Origin of the sequence: Microbacterium sp. TPD7012 (assembly GCF_003075395.1) — a bacterium.
Lineage (GTDB): Bacteria > Actinomycetota > Actinomycetes > Actinomycetales > Microbacteriaceae > Microbacterium.
The window spans coordinates 130276-144855 of the sequence record NZ_QDFV01000004.1 but is presented as its reverse complement, the minus strand read 5'-3'; the positions used below and the strand labels follow the sequence as shown (position 1 = coordinate 144855).

13 protein-coding genes are annotated in these 14580 nt (G+C 68.9%); 8 read left to right on the top strand and 5 right to left on the bottom strand.

Annotated elements, in window-relative coordinates; all coding sequences use genetic code 11:
- Window positions 1-4 precede the first annotated feature (4 nt).
- The 3 genes from DC434_RS12115 to DC434_RS12105 all read right to left on the bottom strand — a co-directional run bounded on the left by DC434_RS12115 (window position 5) and on the right by DC434_RS12105 (window position 3204).
- The gene (locus DC434_RS12115; protein WP_116635560.1) at window positions 5-889 is read right to left on the bottom strand and encodes a carbohydrate ABC transporter permease; all 885 of its coding nucleotides are present in this window, start codon (window positions 887-889) and stop codon (window positions 5-7) included.
- On the bottom strand, window positions 886-1797 hold the full coding sequence (locus DC434_RS12110; RefSeq protein ID WP_165808062.1) for a sugar ABC transporter permease: 912 nt from the start codon (window positions 1795-1797) through the stop codon (window positions 886-888). The genes DC434_RS12115 and DC434_RS12110 overlap by 4 nt, the downstream gene beginning before the upstream one ends.
- 72 nt (window positions 1798-1869) lie before the next feature.
- The gene (locus DC434_RS12105) at window positions 1870-3204 is read right to left on the bottom strand and encodes an extracellular solute-binding protein (RefSeq protein ID WP_165808061.1); all 1335 of its coding nucleotides are present in this window, start codon (window positions 3202-3204) and stop codon (window positions 1870-1872) included.
- Between the two features lie 174 nt (window positions 3205-3378).
- On the opposite strand from DC434_RS12105, the gene DC434_RS12100 reads away from it, so the two are divergent.
- From DC434_RS12100 to DC434_RS12085, 4 genes are read left to right on the top strand one after another with little or no spacing between them, the layout of a single operon-like run.
- Window positions 3379-4230 (top strand): tryptophan 2,3-dioxygenase family protein, encoded by an 852-nt coding sequence (locus tag DC434_RS12100; protein WP_116635937.1) that lies wholly within the window; start codon window positions 3379-3381, stop codon window positions 4228-4230.
- Window positions 4230-5261, top strand: coding sequence for a hydrolase (locus DC434_RS12095; RefSeq protein WP_116635557.1), 1032 nt, complete (start codon window positions 4230-4232; stop codon window positions 5259-5261). Before DC434_RS12100 ends, DC434_RS12095 begins: the two co-directional genes overlap by 1 nt.
- Before the next feature lies 1 nt (window position 5262).
- A complete protein-coding gene (locus DC434_RS12090; protein WP_116635556.1) occupies window positions 5263-6567 on the top strand; it encodes an aminotransferase class V-fold PLP-dependent enzyme in 1305 nt (434 codons plus the stop codon).
- Entirely contained in the window at window positions 6557-7447 is an 891-nt protein-coding gene (locus tag DC434_RS12085; RefSeq protein WP_116635555.1) for a PaaX family transcriptional regulator C-terminal domain-containing protein, read from the top strand. The genes DC434_RS12090 and DC434_RS12085 overlap by 11 nt, the downstream gene beginning before the upstream one ends.
- On the opposite strand, the gene DC434_RS12080 is transcribed toward DC434_RS12085, so the two are convergent.
- A complete protein-coding gene (locus DC434_RS12080) occupies window positions 7416-8417 on the bottom strand; it encodes a LacI family DNA-binding transcriptional regulator (RefSeq protein WP_116635554.1) in 1002 nt (333 codons plus the stop codon). The genes DC434_RS12085 and DC434_RS12080 overlap by 32 nt on opposite strands.
- A 164-nt stretch (window positions 8418-8581) precedes the next feature.
- Between DC434_RS12080 and DC434_RS12075 the strand changes: the two genes are divergently transcribed.
- The 4 genes from DC434_RS12075 to DC434_RS12060 are packed head-to-tail and all read left to right on the top strand — an operon-like array spanning window position 8582 to window position 14025.
- Window positions 8582-9877: an extracellular solute-binding protein gene (locus tag DC434_RS12075; RefSeq protein ID WP_116635553.1), complete on the top strand. Its 1296-nt coding sequence runs from the start codon at window positions 8582-8584 to the stop codon at window positions 9875-9877.
- Entirely contained in the window at window positions 9858-10790 is a 933-nt protein-coding gene (locus tag DC434_RS12070; protein WP_116635552.1) for a sugar ABC transporter permease, read from the top strand. The genes DC434_RS12075 and DC434_RS12070 overlap by 20 nt, the downstream gene beginning before the upstream one ends.
- Window positions 10787-11665, top strand: coding sequence for a carbohydrate ABC transporter permease (locus DC434_RS12065; RefSeq protein ID WP_116635551.1), 879 nt, complete (start codon window positions 10787-10789; stop codon window positions 11663-11665). The genes DC434_RS12070 and DC434_RS12065 overlap by 4 nt, the downstream gene beginning before the upstream one ends.
- 32 nt (window positions 11666-11697) lie before the next feature.
- Window positions 11698-14025: a glycoside hydrolase family 3 N-terminal domain-containing protein gene (locus DC434_RS12060; protein ID WP_116635936.1), complete on the top strand. Its 2328-nt coding sequence runs from the start codon at window positions 11698-11700 to the stop codon at window positions 14023-14025.
- Here the strand turns inward: DC434_RS12060 and DC434_RS12055 are convergent.
- Entirely contained in the window at window positions 14022-14516 is a 495-nt protein-coding gene (locus DC434_RS12055) for an FBP domain-containing protein (protein WP_116635550.1), read from the bottom strand. The genes DC434_RS12060 and DC434_RS12055 overlap by 4 nt on opposite strands.
- Window positions 14517-14580: the final 64 nt, after the last annotated feature.

Sequence of the window (14580 nt, the reverse complement as noted above, 5' to 3'; positions counted from 1 at the left end):
CGCATCATCCCTTGACCGCCCCCGATGACAGGCCACTGACAAGGTATCGCTGGGCGAACACCGCGAAGAGCAGCGGCGGCAGCGTCGACAGCACGGAGGCTGCGGAGATGTCTCCCCAGCGGATGCCGGTGCTGGTGATGAAGTTCGCCGCACCGAGCGTCACCGGAGTGGCGTTCGACGTCGACAGCACCAGTGCGAAGAGGTAGTCGTTCCAGCTGAAGATGAACACGAGCACGGCGACCGCCACCACGGTGGGAGCGAGCAGCGGCAGGACGATCGAGCCCAGCGTGCGGTAGATGCTCGCGCCGTCGACCGCTGCCGCCTCCTCGATCTCCTGCGGGATGTCTCCGAGGGCGGACGACAGCAGGATGATCGCGAGCGGGAGGTTGAGGAACGCGTTCGCGGCGATCAGCCCCTGGATGGTGTCCTGCAGACCCAGCGTCGAGAACAGGATGAAGAACGGCACCACGAAGAAGATCGCGGGAAGCAGGCGCAGCCCGGATGCGCTGCTGATGATCCACCGTCCGCCGAAGCCGAGGCGCACGATCGCGTACGTCGCGGGGATCGCGATGACCAGGACGACGAGGACGGTGCCGATCGCGATCAGCGCCGAGTTCAGGAAGAAGCGCGGGAAGTCGTATCCCGAGGCGTAGAGCACGTTCGCGTAGTGATCGAGAGTGGGGGATGCCGGCGGTGCCAGCGGGTTCTTCGCGATCTCGCCGTCGGGCTTGAAGCTGACCAGCGCCGCGTTCAGCAGCGGCACGTTCACGATCAGGGCGACGACTCCGGCGAGCGCGGTGAACAGCCACTTCCTTCCGGATGCCGCGGGCTTCCGTGTCGCACGCGGGCGGATGGGCGCTGTCGAGGGTCGGACGGTCGTCGTGCTCATCGCCTGGCCTCCATTCCGGTCGAGGAGATGCGTCGCACGATGAACGGCACGAACGGGATCAGGCAGAGCAGCACGACCAGTGCCGCGGCTGCGGCCTTCCCGAAGTCACCGGCCTCGAAGGCGGTCTTGTAGATGAAGATGCTGAGAGTGGTGGTCGTCGTGCCCGGACCACCCGCCGTGAGCACATAGATCACGTCGAACGTGCGGATCGCATCGATCGCGCGCAGGAAGAACGCGGCGAACAGCACGGGCTTGAGCACCGGGACGACGACCGAGAACAGGGAGCGGAAGTACCCGGCTCCGTCCATCGCCGACGCCTCGAGCAGCTCCTTGGGCAGGGACTGGAGTCCTGCGTAGATTATCAGGAACGTGAAGGGCGTCCACTGGAGAACGTCGAGCACGACCAGCAGCGGGACGACCGAGTCCGGCGAGAACAGCGACACGCTCAGGCCGACGCTCTCCAGCAGCGTGGGCAGGGCACCGATGTCGCCGTTGAGCAGAAGCCGGAACATCACACCGAGCAGGGCGGGCGCGATCATGATCGGCAGCAGCAGCAACGTGAAGAAGAGCTTCTTGCCGGGGAACGCGCGGTTCATGACCAGGGCGAGCGCGAAGCCGAGGACCATCTCGAGGGCGACGACGATCGCGGAGAAGCCGACCGTGAAACCGGCCGCCTTGGCGAAGCCGTCGCTGCGGAACAGCGACACGAAGTTGTCGATGCCGTTCAGCTCGTTGGACTGGTCGAGCAGAGTGCTGCTCTGGAACGCGGTCAACGCGCCCGATGCGAGCGGGTAGAGCACGAAGACGGCCGCGAAGAGGATCAGGGGAAGGCTGAGAACGGTCGCCGCGAACGTCCTCTTGTGTCTCTCCGCGGCGATGGTCTTGGCGCGTTCGACGGTGTGGGGCATGGCGTCCATCCGGTCTGTCGTGCGATGTGCAGGGTGCTCCGGGGCGGGCCGCGCTGGCCCGCCCCGGAGTCGCTAGCGGTCCAGCAGCTCCTGCAGGTTGGCGTTCGCGGTCTCGAGCGCCTCATCGACGTCGGTCTGACCGACCCACGCTCCGCTCAGATCCTCGGCCAGCTTGCTGTAGGCCTGGAAGGTCTGCGGGAACACCGGCTCCGAGAAGCCGTACTCCGAGATGCTGTCGGAGACCTGCGCGAACGCGGGGTTGATGTCGGCCTTGGCCTCGAGCACCTCGGGCATCGCCGGGATCCCGCCCGCCTCGGCGTACTGCGTCATCGCATCGGTGGTGGCGAGGAACGAGAGGAACTTCTTCGCAGCATCCTTGTTCTCGCTGTACTTGTTCAGCGAGACGGCGAGCGCGTGCACGTGCGTCTGCCCGCCCGGCACGGGAGCGATGGCGATCTTGCCGGCGACGTCGGGCGATTGCTCCGGGTCGTTGAGTGCCGCGAACGCCGCAGACCACTGGATCGCGAAAGCGGTGTCACCCGACTGCAGGGCCGCCTGGGTCTCCGGGAACTCGGCCTGCGCGCTGTCCGGCGACGTCCACTTGTTCTCATAGATGTCTGCGTAGAGCTGGACGGCCTTCTTCGCGGCGTCGCTCGTGAGGGCGGCCTTGCCGTCCTCTTCCCAGTTGCCGCCGTAGCCCCACAGCACGTCGTTCCAGATCATCGTGTTGTACAGCAGGTTCTTGGCCTGCAGGATCGTGCCGTACTCGGTGGGCGAATCGGGGTTCGTGCTCTGCGAGAAGTAGGCGGCGGCGACCTTGAAGTCGTCGAGGTCCCACTCGCTCGGGTCCTTCGGGGCGCGCGCCTCCCCGAGCACCGTCTCGCTGATCTTCTCGTACTCGGCCTGCGCGGCCGGGTCGCTGAGCAGCGCGTCGATGAGGTCCTTCCGGTAGAGGAGGAAGTGATTGCTCACGTCGAGCGGAAGGGCATAGAGCTCGCCCTCGTACGTGAGCCCCTCGGCGGCGACCGGGAAGTATGCGGACGTGTCGATGTCGGTGAGGGGTTCGAGCGACGGAGCGAACTGCCCGACGTTGTACGACGCCGTCCAGTAGATGTCGACGTCGGAGGACTTCGATGCCATGAGCGCCGTCTCCTTCGAGAACGTGTCCTGCCGTGAGAGCAGGGTCACCTCGACCTCGACGCCGTCCTCCTTGCCCTGCCCGGCGTTGTAGGCGTCGACGACCTGAGCCATCGCATCGCCCTCCGGGCCCGGCCAGGCGACGAGCTTCACGGTGCCCTCGCCCGAGCCGTCGGAGCCGCCGGAGCCGCCCGATCCGGTCGAGCAGCCGGCCAGCAGCGCTGCGGACACAGCGATTGCGCCCAGCGTCAGTGCTCGGTTCTTCTGCATCATTCCTCCAAGTGGTACGGTCCAGTGGTGGTTCGACTATGCCAGACCATAGCAACCATGACGACAAAATGTAACCTCCTCGAAACAATTGGTACGGTCCAGTTGTGAAATTCCACCATCGCGCCAGCATTTCACACCTATGACGTTCGCCACAGAAGTGATATGTTCGGGGTCATGAGCACCGAGAACGAGCGCACCCTGGAGTCCGGCATCGTCACGGACCTGTCGGGAAAGATGACCTACGGGTCGTACCTCGGGCTCGATCAGCTGCTCACGGCGCAGCATCCGGTCAGCGCCCCGCAGCACCACGACGAGATGCTGTTCATCATCCAGCACCAGACCACGGAGCTCTGGCTCAAGCAGCTGCTGCACGAGCTCTCCTCGGCCCGTGAACTGCTCGCGAGCGACGACCTCCGCGAGGCGCTGAAGCGGGTCGCGCGCGTGAAGAGGATCCAGGACGTCATGACGCAGCAGTGGGCGATCCTGGCGACGCTCACGCCGACCGAGTACGCGCAGTTCCGCGGGGCGCTGGGCAACTCGTCCGGCTTCCAGTCGGTGCAGTACCGCGCGGTGGAGTTCGCCCTCGGCAACAAGAACGAGAAGATGCTGCAGGTCTTCGCCGATCATCCCGCCAATCTCGCGCTGCTGACGGCCGAGTGGGAGAAGCCGACCCTGTACGACGAGTTCCTCCGCTATGCCTCGCGGCGCGGACTGCCCGTGCCCGCCTCGATCCTCGAGCGCGATGTTCGCGAGCCCTACCGCGAGACCCCCGAGCTCGTGCCGGCGATCCGCGAGACCTACCAGAACCACCAGCAGAACTGGGACCTGTACGAGGCGTGCGAAGACCTCGTCGACCTCGAGGACAACTTCCAGTTCTGGCGCTTCCGCCACCTCAAGACCGTCGCCCGGACGATCGGCATGAAGGTCGGCACCGGCGGATCGAGCGGGGTGGGATTCCTGCAGCGCGCACTGGATCTCACGTTCTTCCCCGAGCTGTACACCGTGCGCACCGAGATCGGCGGCTGATGTTCGCCGTCACCTTCTTCGACGGCGAAGGATGGCGCGAGGGCGTCGTCGAGGCCGACGACGACGGACAGATGCTGCTGCGCGAAGTCGCGCTGCCGGCGGACCTGCCGCGCCTCGACGGCGTCATCGTCGGCGGATTCACCGACCACCACGTGCACCTGGAGCTCGTCGACGTCGACCTGCTGGCGGATTCGGTGCTGGGTCGCGTGGTGGATCTGGGCGGGAACGTCGAGGTGCTGGCACAGCTGGCCGTTCACAATTCAGCACGAACGTCGCTGAACAGCATCTCCCCGCCGGGTTCCGCCCGATTCGGCGAAGTTCTTGCTGAGTTGCGCACGCCGCTTGGCCCCACCGTCGAGTTCGCCGGCGCCTTTCTCACCCCGCCGGGCGGATACCCGTCCGACCGCGACTGGGCGCCGAGCGGTTCCTTCCGCGAGATCGCGAGCACCGACGACGCCGCCGCGGCCGTCGCGGAGATGGCGGATGCCGGTGCCACCCGCATCAAGGTCGCGAGCAACAGCGATGCCGGTCCCGTGTTCGACGATGACCTGCTCCGCACGATCATCGAGCTCGCCGCCGCGCGCGACCTCCCCGTCGTCGTGCACGCGCAGGGCCCCGGCGAGGCGCAGCGGGCGGCCCGACTCGGTGCCGCCGCGCTCGCCCACGCCCCTTTCTCCGAGCGGCTCTCCGACGAGGAGATCGCGGTGCAGGCGGCATCCGTCCGCTGGATCTCGACGCTCGCGATCCACGACGACCCCGAGCGGGCGACGGCGATCGACAACGTCCGACGCTTCCACGCCGCGGGCGGAACCGTGCTCTACGGCACCGACATGGGCAACGGTCCGACGCCCGTCGACCTGCATCCCGGCGAGGTCGCTGCACTCCGGGAGGCGGGCATCGACGGCCTCGCCCTCGTCCGCGCGCTCGCTCCGGCCGACCCGCGCGACCCGGCATCCGTCCTCCTCTTCCTCCGCGGCGACGCGGACCCGCTCCGCGCCCGCCGCCCCACCCCCGCCGATCTGAAGGTGTGACATGACCGACCTCCTCGACACCGCCCGCGCCCTCGATGCCGCCGACCCGCTCGGTGCGCACCTCGACGCGTTCCTCGACGCCCCCGGCGTCACGGCGTACCTCGACGGCAACTCGCTCGGCCGCCCGCTGCGCGACATCCCCGAGAAGCTCGCGACCTTCGTGCGCGAGGACTGGGGCACGCGACTGATCCGCTCGTGGGACGAGCAGTGGATGGCCCTGCCGATGGAGCTCGGCGACCGCATCGGCCGCGTCGCCCTGGGCGCCGCGGCCGGACAGACCGTCATCGCCGACTCGACCAGCGTGCTCATCTACAAGCTCATGCGCGCCGCCCTTCGACACGCTCAGGGACCCACGGGGCGAGCGCAGGGACCCACGGGGCGGGCTCAGGGATCGACGGATGGGCGTCAGGGCACGAACGGCGCGCCTGCGCGGACCGAGCTCGTCATCGAGGCGGGCAACTTCCCGACCGACCGCTTCCTCGCCGAAGGCGTGGCAGCCGAGGCCGGCATGACGCTGCGCTGGCTCGACCCCGACCCGGTGCGGGGTGTGACCGTGGCCGACGTGCACCACGCGGTGTCGGAGCGCACCGCGCTCGTCTCGCTCAGCCACGTGGACTACCGTTCGGGCGCCCTCGCCGACATGGAGGCGATCACGGCGGCCGTGCACGAGTCGGGCGCGCTGATGATGTGGGACCTGTGCCATTCCGCCGGTGTCGTCCCGATGCAGCTCGACGCCTGGGGGGTCGACATGGCAGTGGGGTGCACGTACAAGTACCTCAACGGCGGACCCGGCTCCCCCGCGTTCGCGTACCTCCGCCACGACCTGCAGGGCGTGCTGCGCCAGCCCGTCCAGGGGTGGTGGAGTGCGGCCGACATCTTCGCGATGGGTCCCGAGTACGCCCCGGCAGGCGACATCCGGCAGCTGCTCAGCGGCACTCCGCCGGTGACGTCCATGCTCGCGATGCAGGGGATGCTCGACCTCATCGAGCAGGCGACGATCGCTGAGGTGCGCGCGAAGTCGACATCGCTGACCGAGCTCGCGGTGCAGGCCTACGACGAGGTCCTCGCCCCCCTCGACGTGCGCCTGCTCAGCCCGCGCGATCCGCAGCTCCGCGGCGGCCACGTGACGATCGGCCACCCCGACTTCCGCGAGGTCACCCGGCGCCTGTGGGAGGACGGGATCATCCCCGACTTCCGCTTCCCCGACGGCATCCGCCTCGGGCTCTCGCCGCTGAGCACGTCGCACGTCGAGACGGTGACGGGCATCCTCGCGGTGCGCGACGCCCTGAAGTCCGATGGACGCTGACCCTTCGACAGGCTCAGGGACCCAGCGAGGCTCAGGGACCCAGGCGGGCTCGGGGAGCCCGGCCGTGCTGGACGACATCGATGCGCGACCCGGAAGCACCGCGTCACTGCTGCGCACGCTGATCGGGCTCTACCTGCGGCCGCTGGGCGGAGAGATCTCGGCCGCCGACCTTGTCGCGCTCGCAGGCGATCTCGGCATCCCCGCCGCACAGGCGCGGACCGGCATCACGCGGCTGAAGCAGAAGGGCCTCCTCATCCCGGAGCGCTCCGAGACGATCGGGTACCGCCTGAACCCGGCTGCCGTCGGGATGCTGGAGCGCGGTGACCGTCGCATCTTCGAGATGCGCGAGATGACGGATGCCGACACCTGGTGCCTCGTGTCGTTCTCGGTCCCCGAGAGCGCCCGCAGCGTGCGTCACCAGCTGCGCCGCCGGCTGCAGTGGATCGGCGCCGGCAACGTGTCGCCCGCCCTCTGGATCTGCCCGGGACACCTCCAGGACGAGGTGCTCGAGATCCTCGACGACCTCGGTGCCCGCCCCTGGACCACCCTGTTCCGGGCGTCCGACCCGCTGCCTGCCGGCTCGCTGATCGACGCCGCGGCGCACTGGTGGGATCTCGAGGCGCTGCGCGCCGAGCACCTCGCCTTCCAGGACTCGCTCGCCGCCCTTCCCGCCGAACCCTTCGCGGCGTACGTGCGGCTGATCGACAGCTGGCGCGTGCTGCCGTACACCGACCCCGGCCTGCCGCCGTCGATGCTGCCGTCGGACTGGCCGGCGCGCCGCAGCTTCGACGAGTTCGCCCGGCTGTCGGTCGGCCTTGCCGAGCCCGCGTGGGAGCACGTCCGGGCGGTCACCCGGCGGGACGCGCCGTCGTCGCCCTGACCACGAGCCGCGTCGGAAGGGTCACGTGCGTCTGCTCGATCTCGCGCCCCGCGAGGAGCGTGAAGACCATGTCCGCCGCCACCTGACCCAGGCGACGCATCGGCTGCTGGATCGTGGTGAGCGGAAGCGCTCGCCGTGATGCCTCCGGCACGTCGTCGAAGCCGATCACCGAGAGATCGTGCGGCACCCGCAGCCCCATCTCCTGCGCGACCTCGATCACGGCGATCGCGGAGAGGTCGTTCGCGGCGAACACGGCGGTGGGCCGCGTCGGACTCGCGAGCAGGAGCCGCGCGGACTCCCGCGTCGTCTCGAGCTCATAGCGGCCGACCCCGATCAGCGACGGATCGATCGGGATGCCGGCATCCGAGAGCGCACGACGGTACCCGGCATCGCGCAGTCCGGCCGAACGCAGGTCCGGGCGCCCCGCGAGGAACCCGATCCTGCGGTGACCGAGCTCGATGAGATGGCGCGTGGCGGTGAGCGCTCCGCCGAAGCTGTCGGACTCGACGGTGGGCAGGTCGGCCCGGCCCGTGTGCGGATCGATCGCCACGACCGGGATCTCGGTGGCGGCGCTCACGACCGTCGGCGTCACCATGATCGCCGCGTCGATCAGGGTGCCGGAGAGACGGCTGAGGGAGCGGCGCTCCCAGCCGTCACCGGCGCCGTGATGCGAGCCGCTGTAGGCCAGGAGATCGAAGGCGGTGTCGTGCACCGCGAGGCCGACGCCCTTGAGGATCTCGGCGCTGAACGGCTCGAAATCCGCCAGCAGGACTCCGATCACCCCCGTCCGACGAGCGCGCATGCTGCTCGCGACGAGGCTCGATTCGTAGCCGAGCTCGCGCACCGCGTCGAGCACACGCCGCACCGTGGCATCGGCGATCCCGTACCGGCCGTTGACCGCCTTGGAGACGGTCGACACCGACACCCCCGCCGCTCTCGCGACGTCGTGGATCGTGGTTCTCCCGCTCATGATCCGCCAGCGTAGACCCTGCGCATCCTCGATTGGAAACTGTTTTCGAAAACGTTTGACGACCAGTCTCGCCGGCAGAAGACTGCATCCCACCGCGGTCTCACCCGAGCCGCCGCGGGCGCCCGCATCGACGCGGCGCGCAACTCGATGAGGAGAACAATCACATGATCAGCAGAAGGCTCCCCCTTGCCTCCGCGGCGGTGCTCGCCGTCGGAGCACTCGCCCTCTCGGGCTGTACGGCAGGCGACACCGGCGGCGGCTCCGACGGAGACGGCGCCGCCATGACCCTCTGGCACAACTCCACCACCGGACCGGGTGTCGAGTTCTGGGAGGCGACGGTCGCCGACTTCGAGGAGGCGAACCCGGGCGTCACGATCGAGATCCAGTCCATCCAGAACGAAGACCTCGACGGCAAGCTCCAGACCGCTCTCAACTCCGGCGACGCCCCCGACATCTTCCTGCAGCGCGGCGGCGGCAAGATGGCCGCGATGGTGAAGGCGGGCCAGCTCAAAGACCTGACTGAGGCCATCTCCGGTCCTGCCGCCGAAGAGATCCCGGATGCCGCCTACTCGGCCAACAGCCTGGACGACAAGATCTACGCCATGCCGGTCGCCGTGCTCCCCGGCGGGCTCTTCTACAGCCAGGATCTGTTCGACCAGGCGGGCATCACCGAGAACCCGACCACGATCGACGAGCTCACAGCCGCGACCGAAGCCCTCCGGACCGCCGGCATCGAGCCCGTCGCCCTCGGCGCGAAGGACGCCTGGCCCGCCGCGCACTGGTACTACTGGTTCGCCCTGCGCGAGTGCAGCCCCGAGACGCTCGCCCAGGCGGCAGACGAGATGAACTTCGACGACGACTGCTGGATCCGTGCCGGTGAGGATCTGCAGGACTTCGCGGCCACAGAGCCGTTCAACAGCGGCTTCCTGACCACCACCGCCCAGCAGGGCGCGGCGAGCTCGGCCGGTCTCATCGCGAACCACCAGGCGGCGATGGAGCTCATGGGCGCCTGGAACCCCGGCGTGATCGGCTCGCTGACGCCGGACCAGAAGCCGCTCCCCGATCTGTCCTGGTTCCCGTTCCCCGAGGTCGAGGGCGGCGAGGGCGAGCCCGGATCGATGATGGGCGGCGTCGACGGCTACTCGTGCTCGGTGGATGCTCCGGACGCGTGCGTCGACTTCCTGAACTACCTGGGCACGTCCGAGGTACAGACCGCGTACTACAAGGCCTTCAACGCGCCGCCCGTGAACACGGTCGCTCAGGAGGCGGTCACGGAGCCGTATCTGCAGACCATCCTCGAGGCCTACAACGCGGCACCCTATGCGTCGCAGTGGCTCGACACCGTCTACGGGCAGAACGTCGGCAACGCGCTGAACGTCGCCGTGGTGACGATGCTCGCAGGCCAGGGCTCCCCGGAGGACATCGTCCAGGCTGTCAAGGATGCTGCAGCGAAGGCGTGAGGCGCTCGCCCGGCTGGAAGTGATCCTTCTGGCCGGGCCCGCCCTGCTCGTCTTCCTCGCCTTCGTGATCTTCCCCGTGCTGATGGCCGCGTACTACGGCTTCTTCAGCTGGCAGGGATACGGTCCGCCCACCGACTTCGTCGGCTTCAAGAACTACCTCACGATCCTGCAGGATCCGCTGTTCCACGATGCCCTGGCGCACAACGGCGTCATCCTCGTGATGTCGCTGGTGCTCCAGGGGCCGGTCGCGATCCTGCTCGCCCTGCTGCTGAACCGCCGGATGCGCGGACAGTCGCTGATCCGCGTGCTGATCTTCGTGCCGTACGTGATCTCCGAGGTCGTGGTCGGCACGGGCTGGAGCCTGATGCTCCAGACCAGCGGCGCCCTCAACGCGCTCCTGACGAACATGGGACTGGGGTTCCTCGCGAACGACTGGCTGTCCGATCCCGGCATCGCGATCTGGACCCTCATGGCCATCATCACGTGGAAGTACGTCGGCTTCGCCGTCATCCTGTTCCTCGCCGGGCTCCAGGGGATCCCGGAGGAGCTCCACGAGGCGGCGGCCATCGACGGCGCCTCCTACTGGCAGATCCAGTGGCGCATCACGCTGCCCCTGCTCGCACCGACGCTGCGCATCTGGGCGTTCCTGTCGATCATCGGCTCGCTGCAGCTGTTCGATCTCGTCTACATCATCTGGGGGCAGTACATCGCCTCCACCGCCGGCACCTCCACGATGGCCACCTACATGGTGTCCGAGGGGCGCAACGCCGGGAACTTCGGCTACGGGAACGCCGTCGCCGTCGTGCTGTTCCTGATCTCGCTCGTCGTCGCCCTGATCTACCAGCGGGCGATCCTCAAGCGCGACACGGATGGCGCCCTGACCGGCGCCGGAAGGAAGAAGGTCAAGCGATGACCGCCACTGCTGCACTCATCACGCCGCGGGCCGGCCGCCGGCTCGGCGCGCGACCACGGCTGCCCTGGGCGAGTCCCGCGGTCTACTTCGTCGCCCTGATCGTCGTGGGGCTGATGCTGGCTCCGATCGCGTACATCATCGTCGGCGGATTCCGCACGAACGCCCAGATCACGACCGATCCCTCGGGACTCCCGCAGCCCTGGGTGCTGTCGAACTACCTGGACGTGCTCACCGGCGGCGTCTTCTGGCGACAGGTGCTCAACTCGCTCATCGTCGCGCTCACGACCACGGTCGGCGTGGTCGCTCTCGGGCTGATGGCGGCCTACGTGCTCGCGCGCTACCGGTTCGCCGGTCGCGGGGTGCTGTACGCCTTCTTCGCGGCGGGACTCATGTTCCCGCTGACGGTCGCGATCACCCCGCTCTACATCGTGGTGCGCAGTCTCGGGTTGATGAACTCGCTCGGCGGTGTGATCCTCCCGCAGATCGCGTTCGCCCTGCCGACGACGATCATCATCCTGGTGCCGTTCCTGCGCGCGATCCCCGACGAGATCCAGGAGGCCGCGTTCATCGACGGATGCAGCCGCCTCGGCTTCTTCTGGCGGATGGTGCTGCCGCTCTCGCTCCCAGGGGTGATCACGACCGGCATCCTGGCCTTCATCGGCAGCTGGAACGGCTACCTGCTCCCGCTGTTCATCCTCAACGATGCGGCGGCCTTCACCCTCCCGCTCGGGGTCCAGTCGTTCGCCTCGCAGTACTCGGTCGACACGGCGAAGGTCCTGGCCTTCACCTCGCTGTCGATGATCCCGGCGCTCATCTTCTTCAGCGTCTTCGAGCGGCGCATCGTCGGCGGACTGACCGGCGCGGTGAAGGGATGACCGCGGTGCGCCCGACGGCAGGACCCACGACGATGAAAGAGACCACCGTGTCGCAGCAGACCGCCCTCCCCCACCTCTCACCCCGAGTGGAAGCGCTCCTCGCGCAGATGACGCTCGAGGAGAAGCAGGCCCAGCTCGTCGGGTTCTGGGTCGACCAGGGCGACGAGGTCGTCGCGCCCCTCTCCGGGGAGAAGAAGAGCTCGACGCGCTACGAGGCGGCGAGCGCGCACGGCATCGGGCACCTCACGCGCGTCTACGGCACGAGACCCGTCGACCCGGTCGCACGTGCCGAGTGGCTCTGGGCCGAGCAGTCTCGCCTGCAGCGCGAGACCCGGCTCGGCATCCCGGCGATCGTGCACGAGGAGTGCCTGACGGGCCTCGCGGCCTGGAAGGCGGCGACCTTCCCGACCCCGCTCGCCTGGGGCGCATCCTTCGACCCCGAGCTCGTCGAGGAGGTCGGGGCGGCGATCGGTGAATCGATGCGGACGCTGGGCATCCACCAGGGCCTCGCTCCGGTGCTCGACGTGATCCGCGACCCGCGCTGGGGTCGGGTCGACGAGTGCATCGCCGAGGATCCACTGGTGGTCGGCACGATCGGCACCGCCTACGTGAAGGGTCTGCAGTCCGCCGGTGTGCACGCGACGCTGAAGCACTTCGTCGGATACTCCGCCTCGCGCGCCGGGCGCAATCACGCCCCGGTCTCTGCGGGGCCGCGCGAGATCGAGGACGTGCTGCTCCCGCCGTTCGAGATGGCCGTTCGCGAGGGTGGAGCGCGGAGCGTCATGAACTCGTACACCGATATCGACGGCGTCCCCGTCGGTGCGGACCCGAGATATCTCACCGGTGTCCTGCGTGACAGATGGGGCTTCGACGGGGTCGTGGTGTCGGACTACTTCGCGGTCGACTTCCTCCGCAGCATGCACCGCGTCGCGGCGGATTCCGCGGATGCCGCGCGCCTCGCCCTCACCGCCGGGATCGACATCGAGCTGCCGTCACCCGACACCTACACGACGCTCGCGGAGCAGGTGCGCGACGGCCGACTGCCGGTGGCCGTGCTCGACCGCGCGGTCGGCCGCGTGCTGTCGCAGAAGGATGAGCTCGGGCTGCTGGATGCCGACTTCTCCGAGCCACCGGCATCCGTCGATCTGGACTCCCCTGCCCATCGCGCGCTGGCCCGGCGTCTCGCGGAGGAATCCGTCGTGCTGCTGAGCAACGACGGCATCCTGCCTCTGGCGCCGACGTCCCGCGCCCGCATCGCCGTGATCGGTCCGAATGCCGACAGCTCGGAGGCGCTCATGGGCTGCTATTCCTTCGTCAACCATGTGCTCGCGCATCATCCGGAGGTGCCCGCCGGCATCGCCCTGCCATCCGTTCTCGAATCGCTGCGGCACGAGTTCCCGGATGCCGTGGTCACGCACGCGATCGGCAGCGATGTGGAGAGCGCCGACCGGAGCGGCGTCGCCTCCGCGGTGGCCGACGCGTCGGCGGCCGATCTCGCGATCGTCGTCGTCGGCGATCGGGCCGGACTCTTCGGCCGCGGCACGGTCGGCGAGGGCAACGACGTCGAGTCGCTGGAGCTGCCCGGCATCCAGCGCGAGCTCGTCGAGGCGGTCGTCGCCACCGGCACTCCGGTGATCCTGATCGCGATGACCGGACGCCCGTACGCGCTCGACTGGGCCCTTCCTCCCCGCGCCGGCGCGGCCGGGGCGATGGTCGGACTCGGCGCCGTGAACTCGGCGGCCCCGACATCGGCATCCGACTCCCCCGCGGACACCGTCCGGCCGGCGGCCGTGCTGCAGACGTTCTTCCCCGGCGAGGAAGGCGGCCCCGCGATCGCACGCCTGCTCAGCGGTCGGGTGTCGCCGTCCGGGCGGCTCCCGGTGTCGATGCCGCGCTCCGCCGGCGCGCAGCCGTACTCCTACCTGCACCCGGTGCTCGGCGGTCGGGCCGATGTCACGAGCGCCGATCCGACCCCCGCACGCCCCTTCGGATTCGGCCTGGGCTACACGACCTTCGTGCACGAGGACCTCACTGTCGCCGAGACGGCAGCGGCCGGGGAGCTCCTGCGCGTATCCGTGCGGGTGCGGAACACCGGCGACCGTGACAGCGTCGACGTCGTGCAGCTCTACGCGCACGACGAGGTCGCGAGCGTCGCGCGACCCGTGGCGCAGTTGATCGGGTTCCGCCGGGTCGATCTCGCCGCCGGCGCCGAGGAGATCGTGACGTTCGACGTGCCCGTGGATCGGCTCGCGTTCACCGGCCTCGACGGAATCCGCCGGGTCGAGCCCGGCGGATTCCGCCTCTGGGTCGGCGGCGCCTGCGATGACGAGGAGACGGTGGCGACGTTCGATATTGCCTAGGCCGTCGTCCCCGCGACCTCGCGCAGGAACCCGGTGACGTGCTCCTGCAGGCGCAGGATGCGCATCTCGCGCGCGAGCTCGCGGTCGTAGCCCTGGTACGCCAGCGGGGGCAGGACCCGCACGTTGCGGGAGCATCCGAACTCCGCGCACGCGAGGTTGCCGACGGTGTCGCCCTTGCGACCGGCCGCGCCCGCCTTGCGTGCCACGAACAGCTGCACGTCGTTGCGGAGCGTGACGTCCTCGCACCAGGAGCACTGCGCACGGGCGAGCACGCGCTGCTCGGCGCGCTGCAGCACGACGCCGACGGGAGCATCGTCGATCCAGGCCACGACGTAGGCGCGGCGCGGCATCTTCGGATCGGTCCAGCCGAGGTAGTCGAGCTTGTCGAAGTCGATGTCCGCGAAGTCGGCGGGCAGGTGGAGGTCGGAGACCTCCTTGCGGGAGGCGTTGATGAAGGAGGCGCGGATGGCGCGCTCGTCGATGGGACGCATGAGAGAGGTGCTTTCGGAGTGGTCGCCGCAGCGGGCGAGTCGATCGGAGGTGGAGGTCACCGGC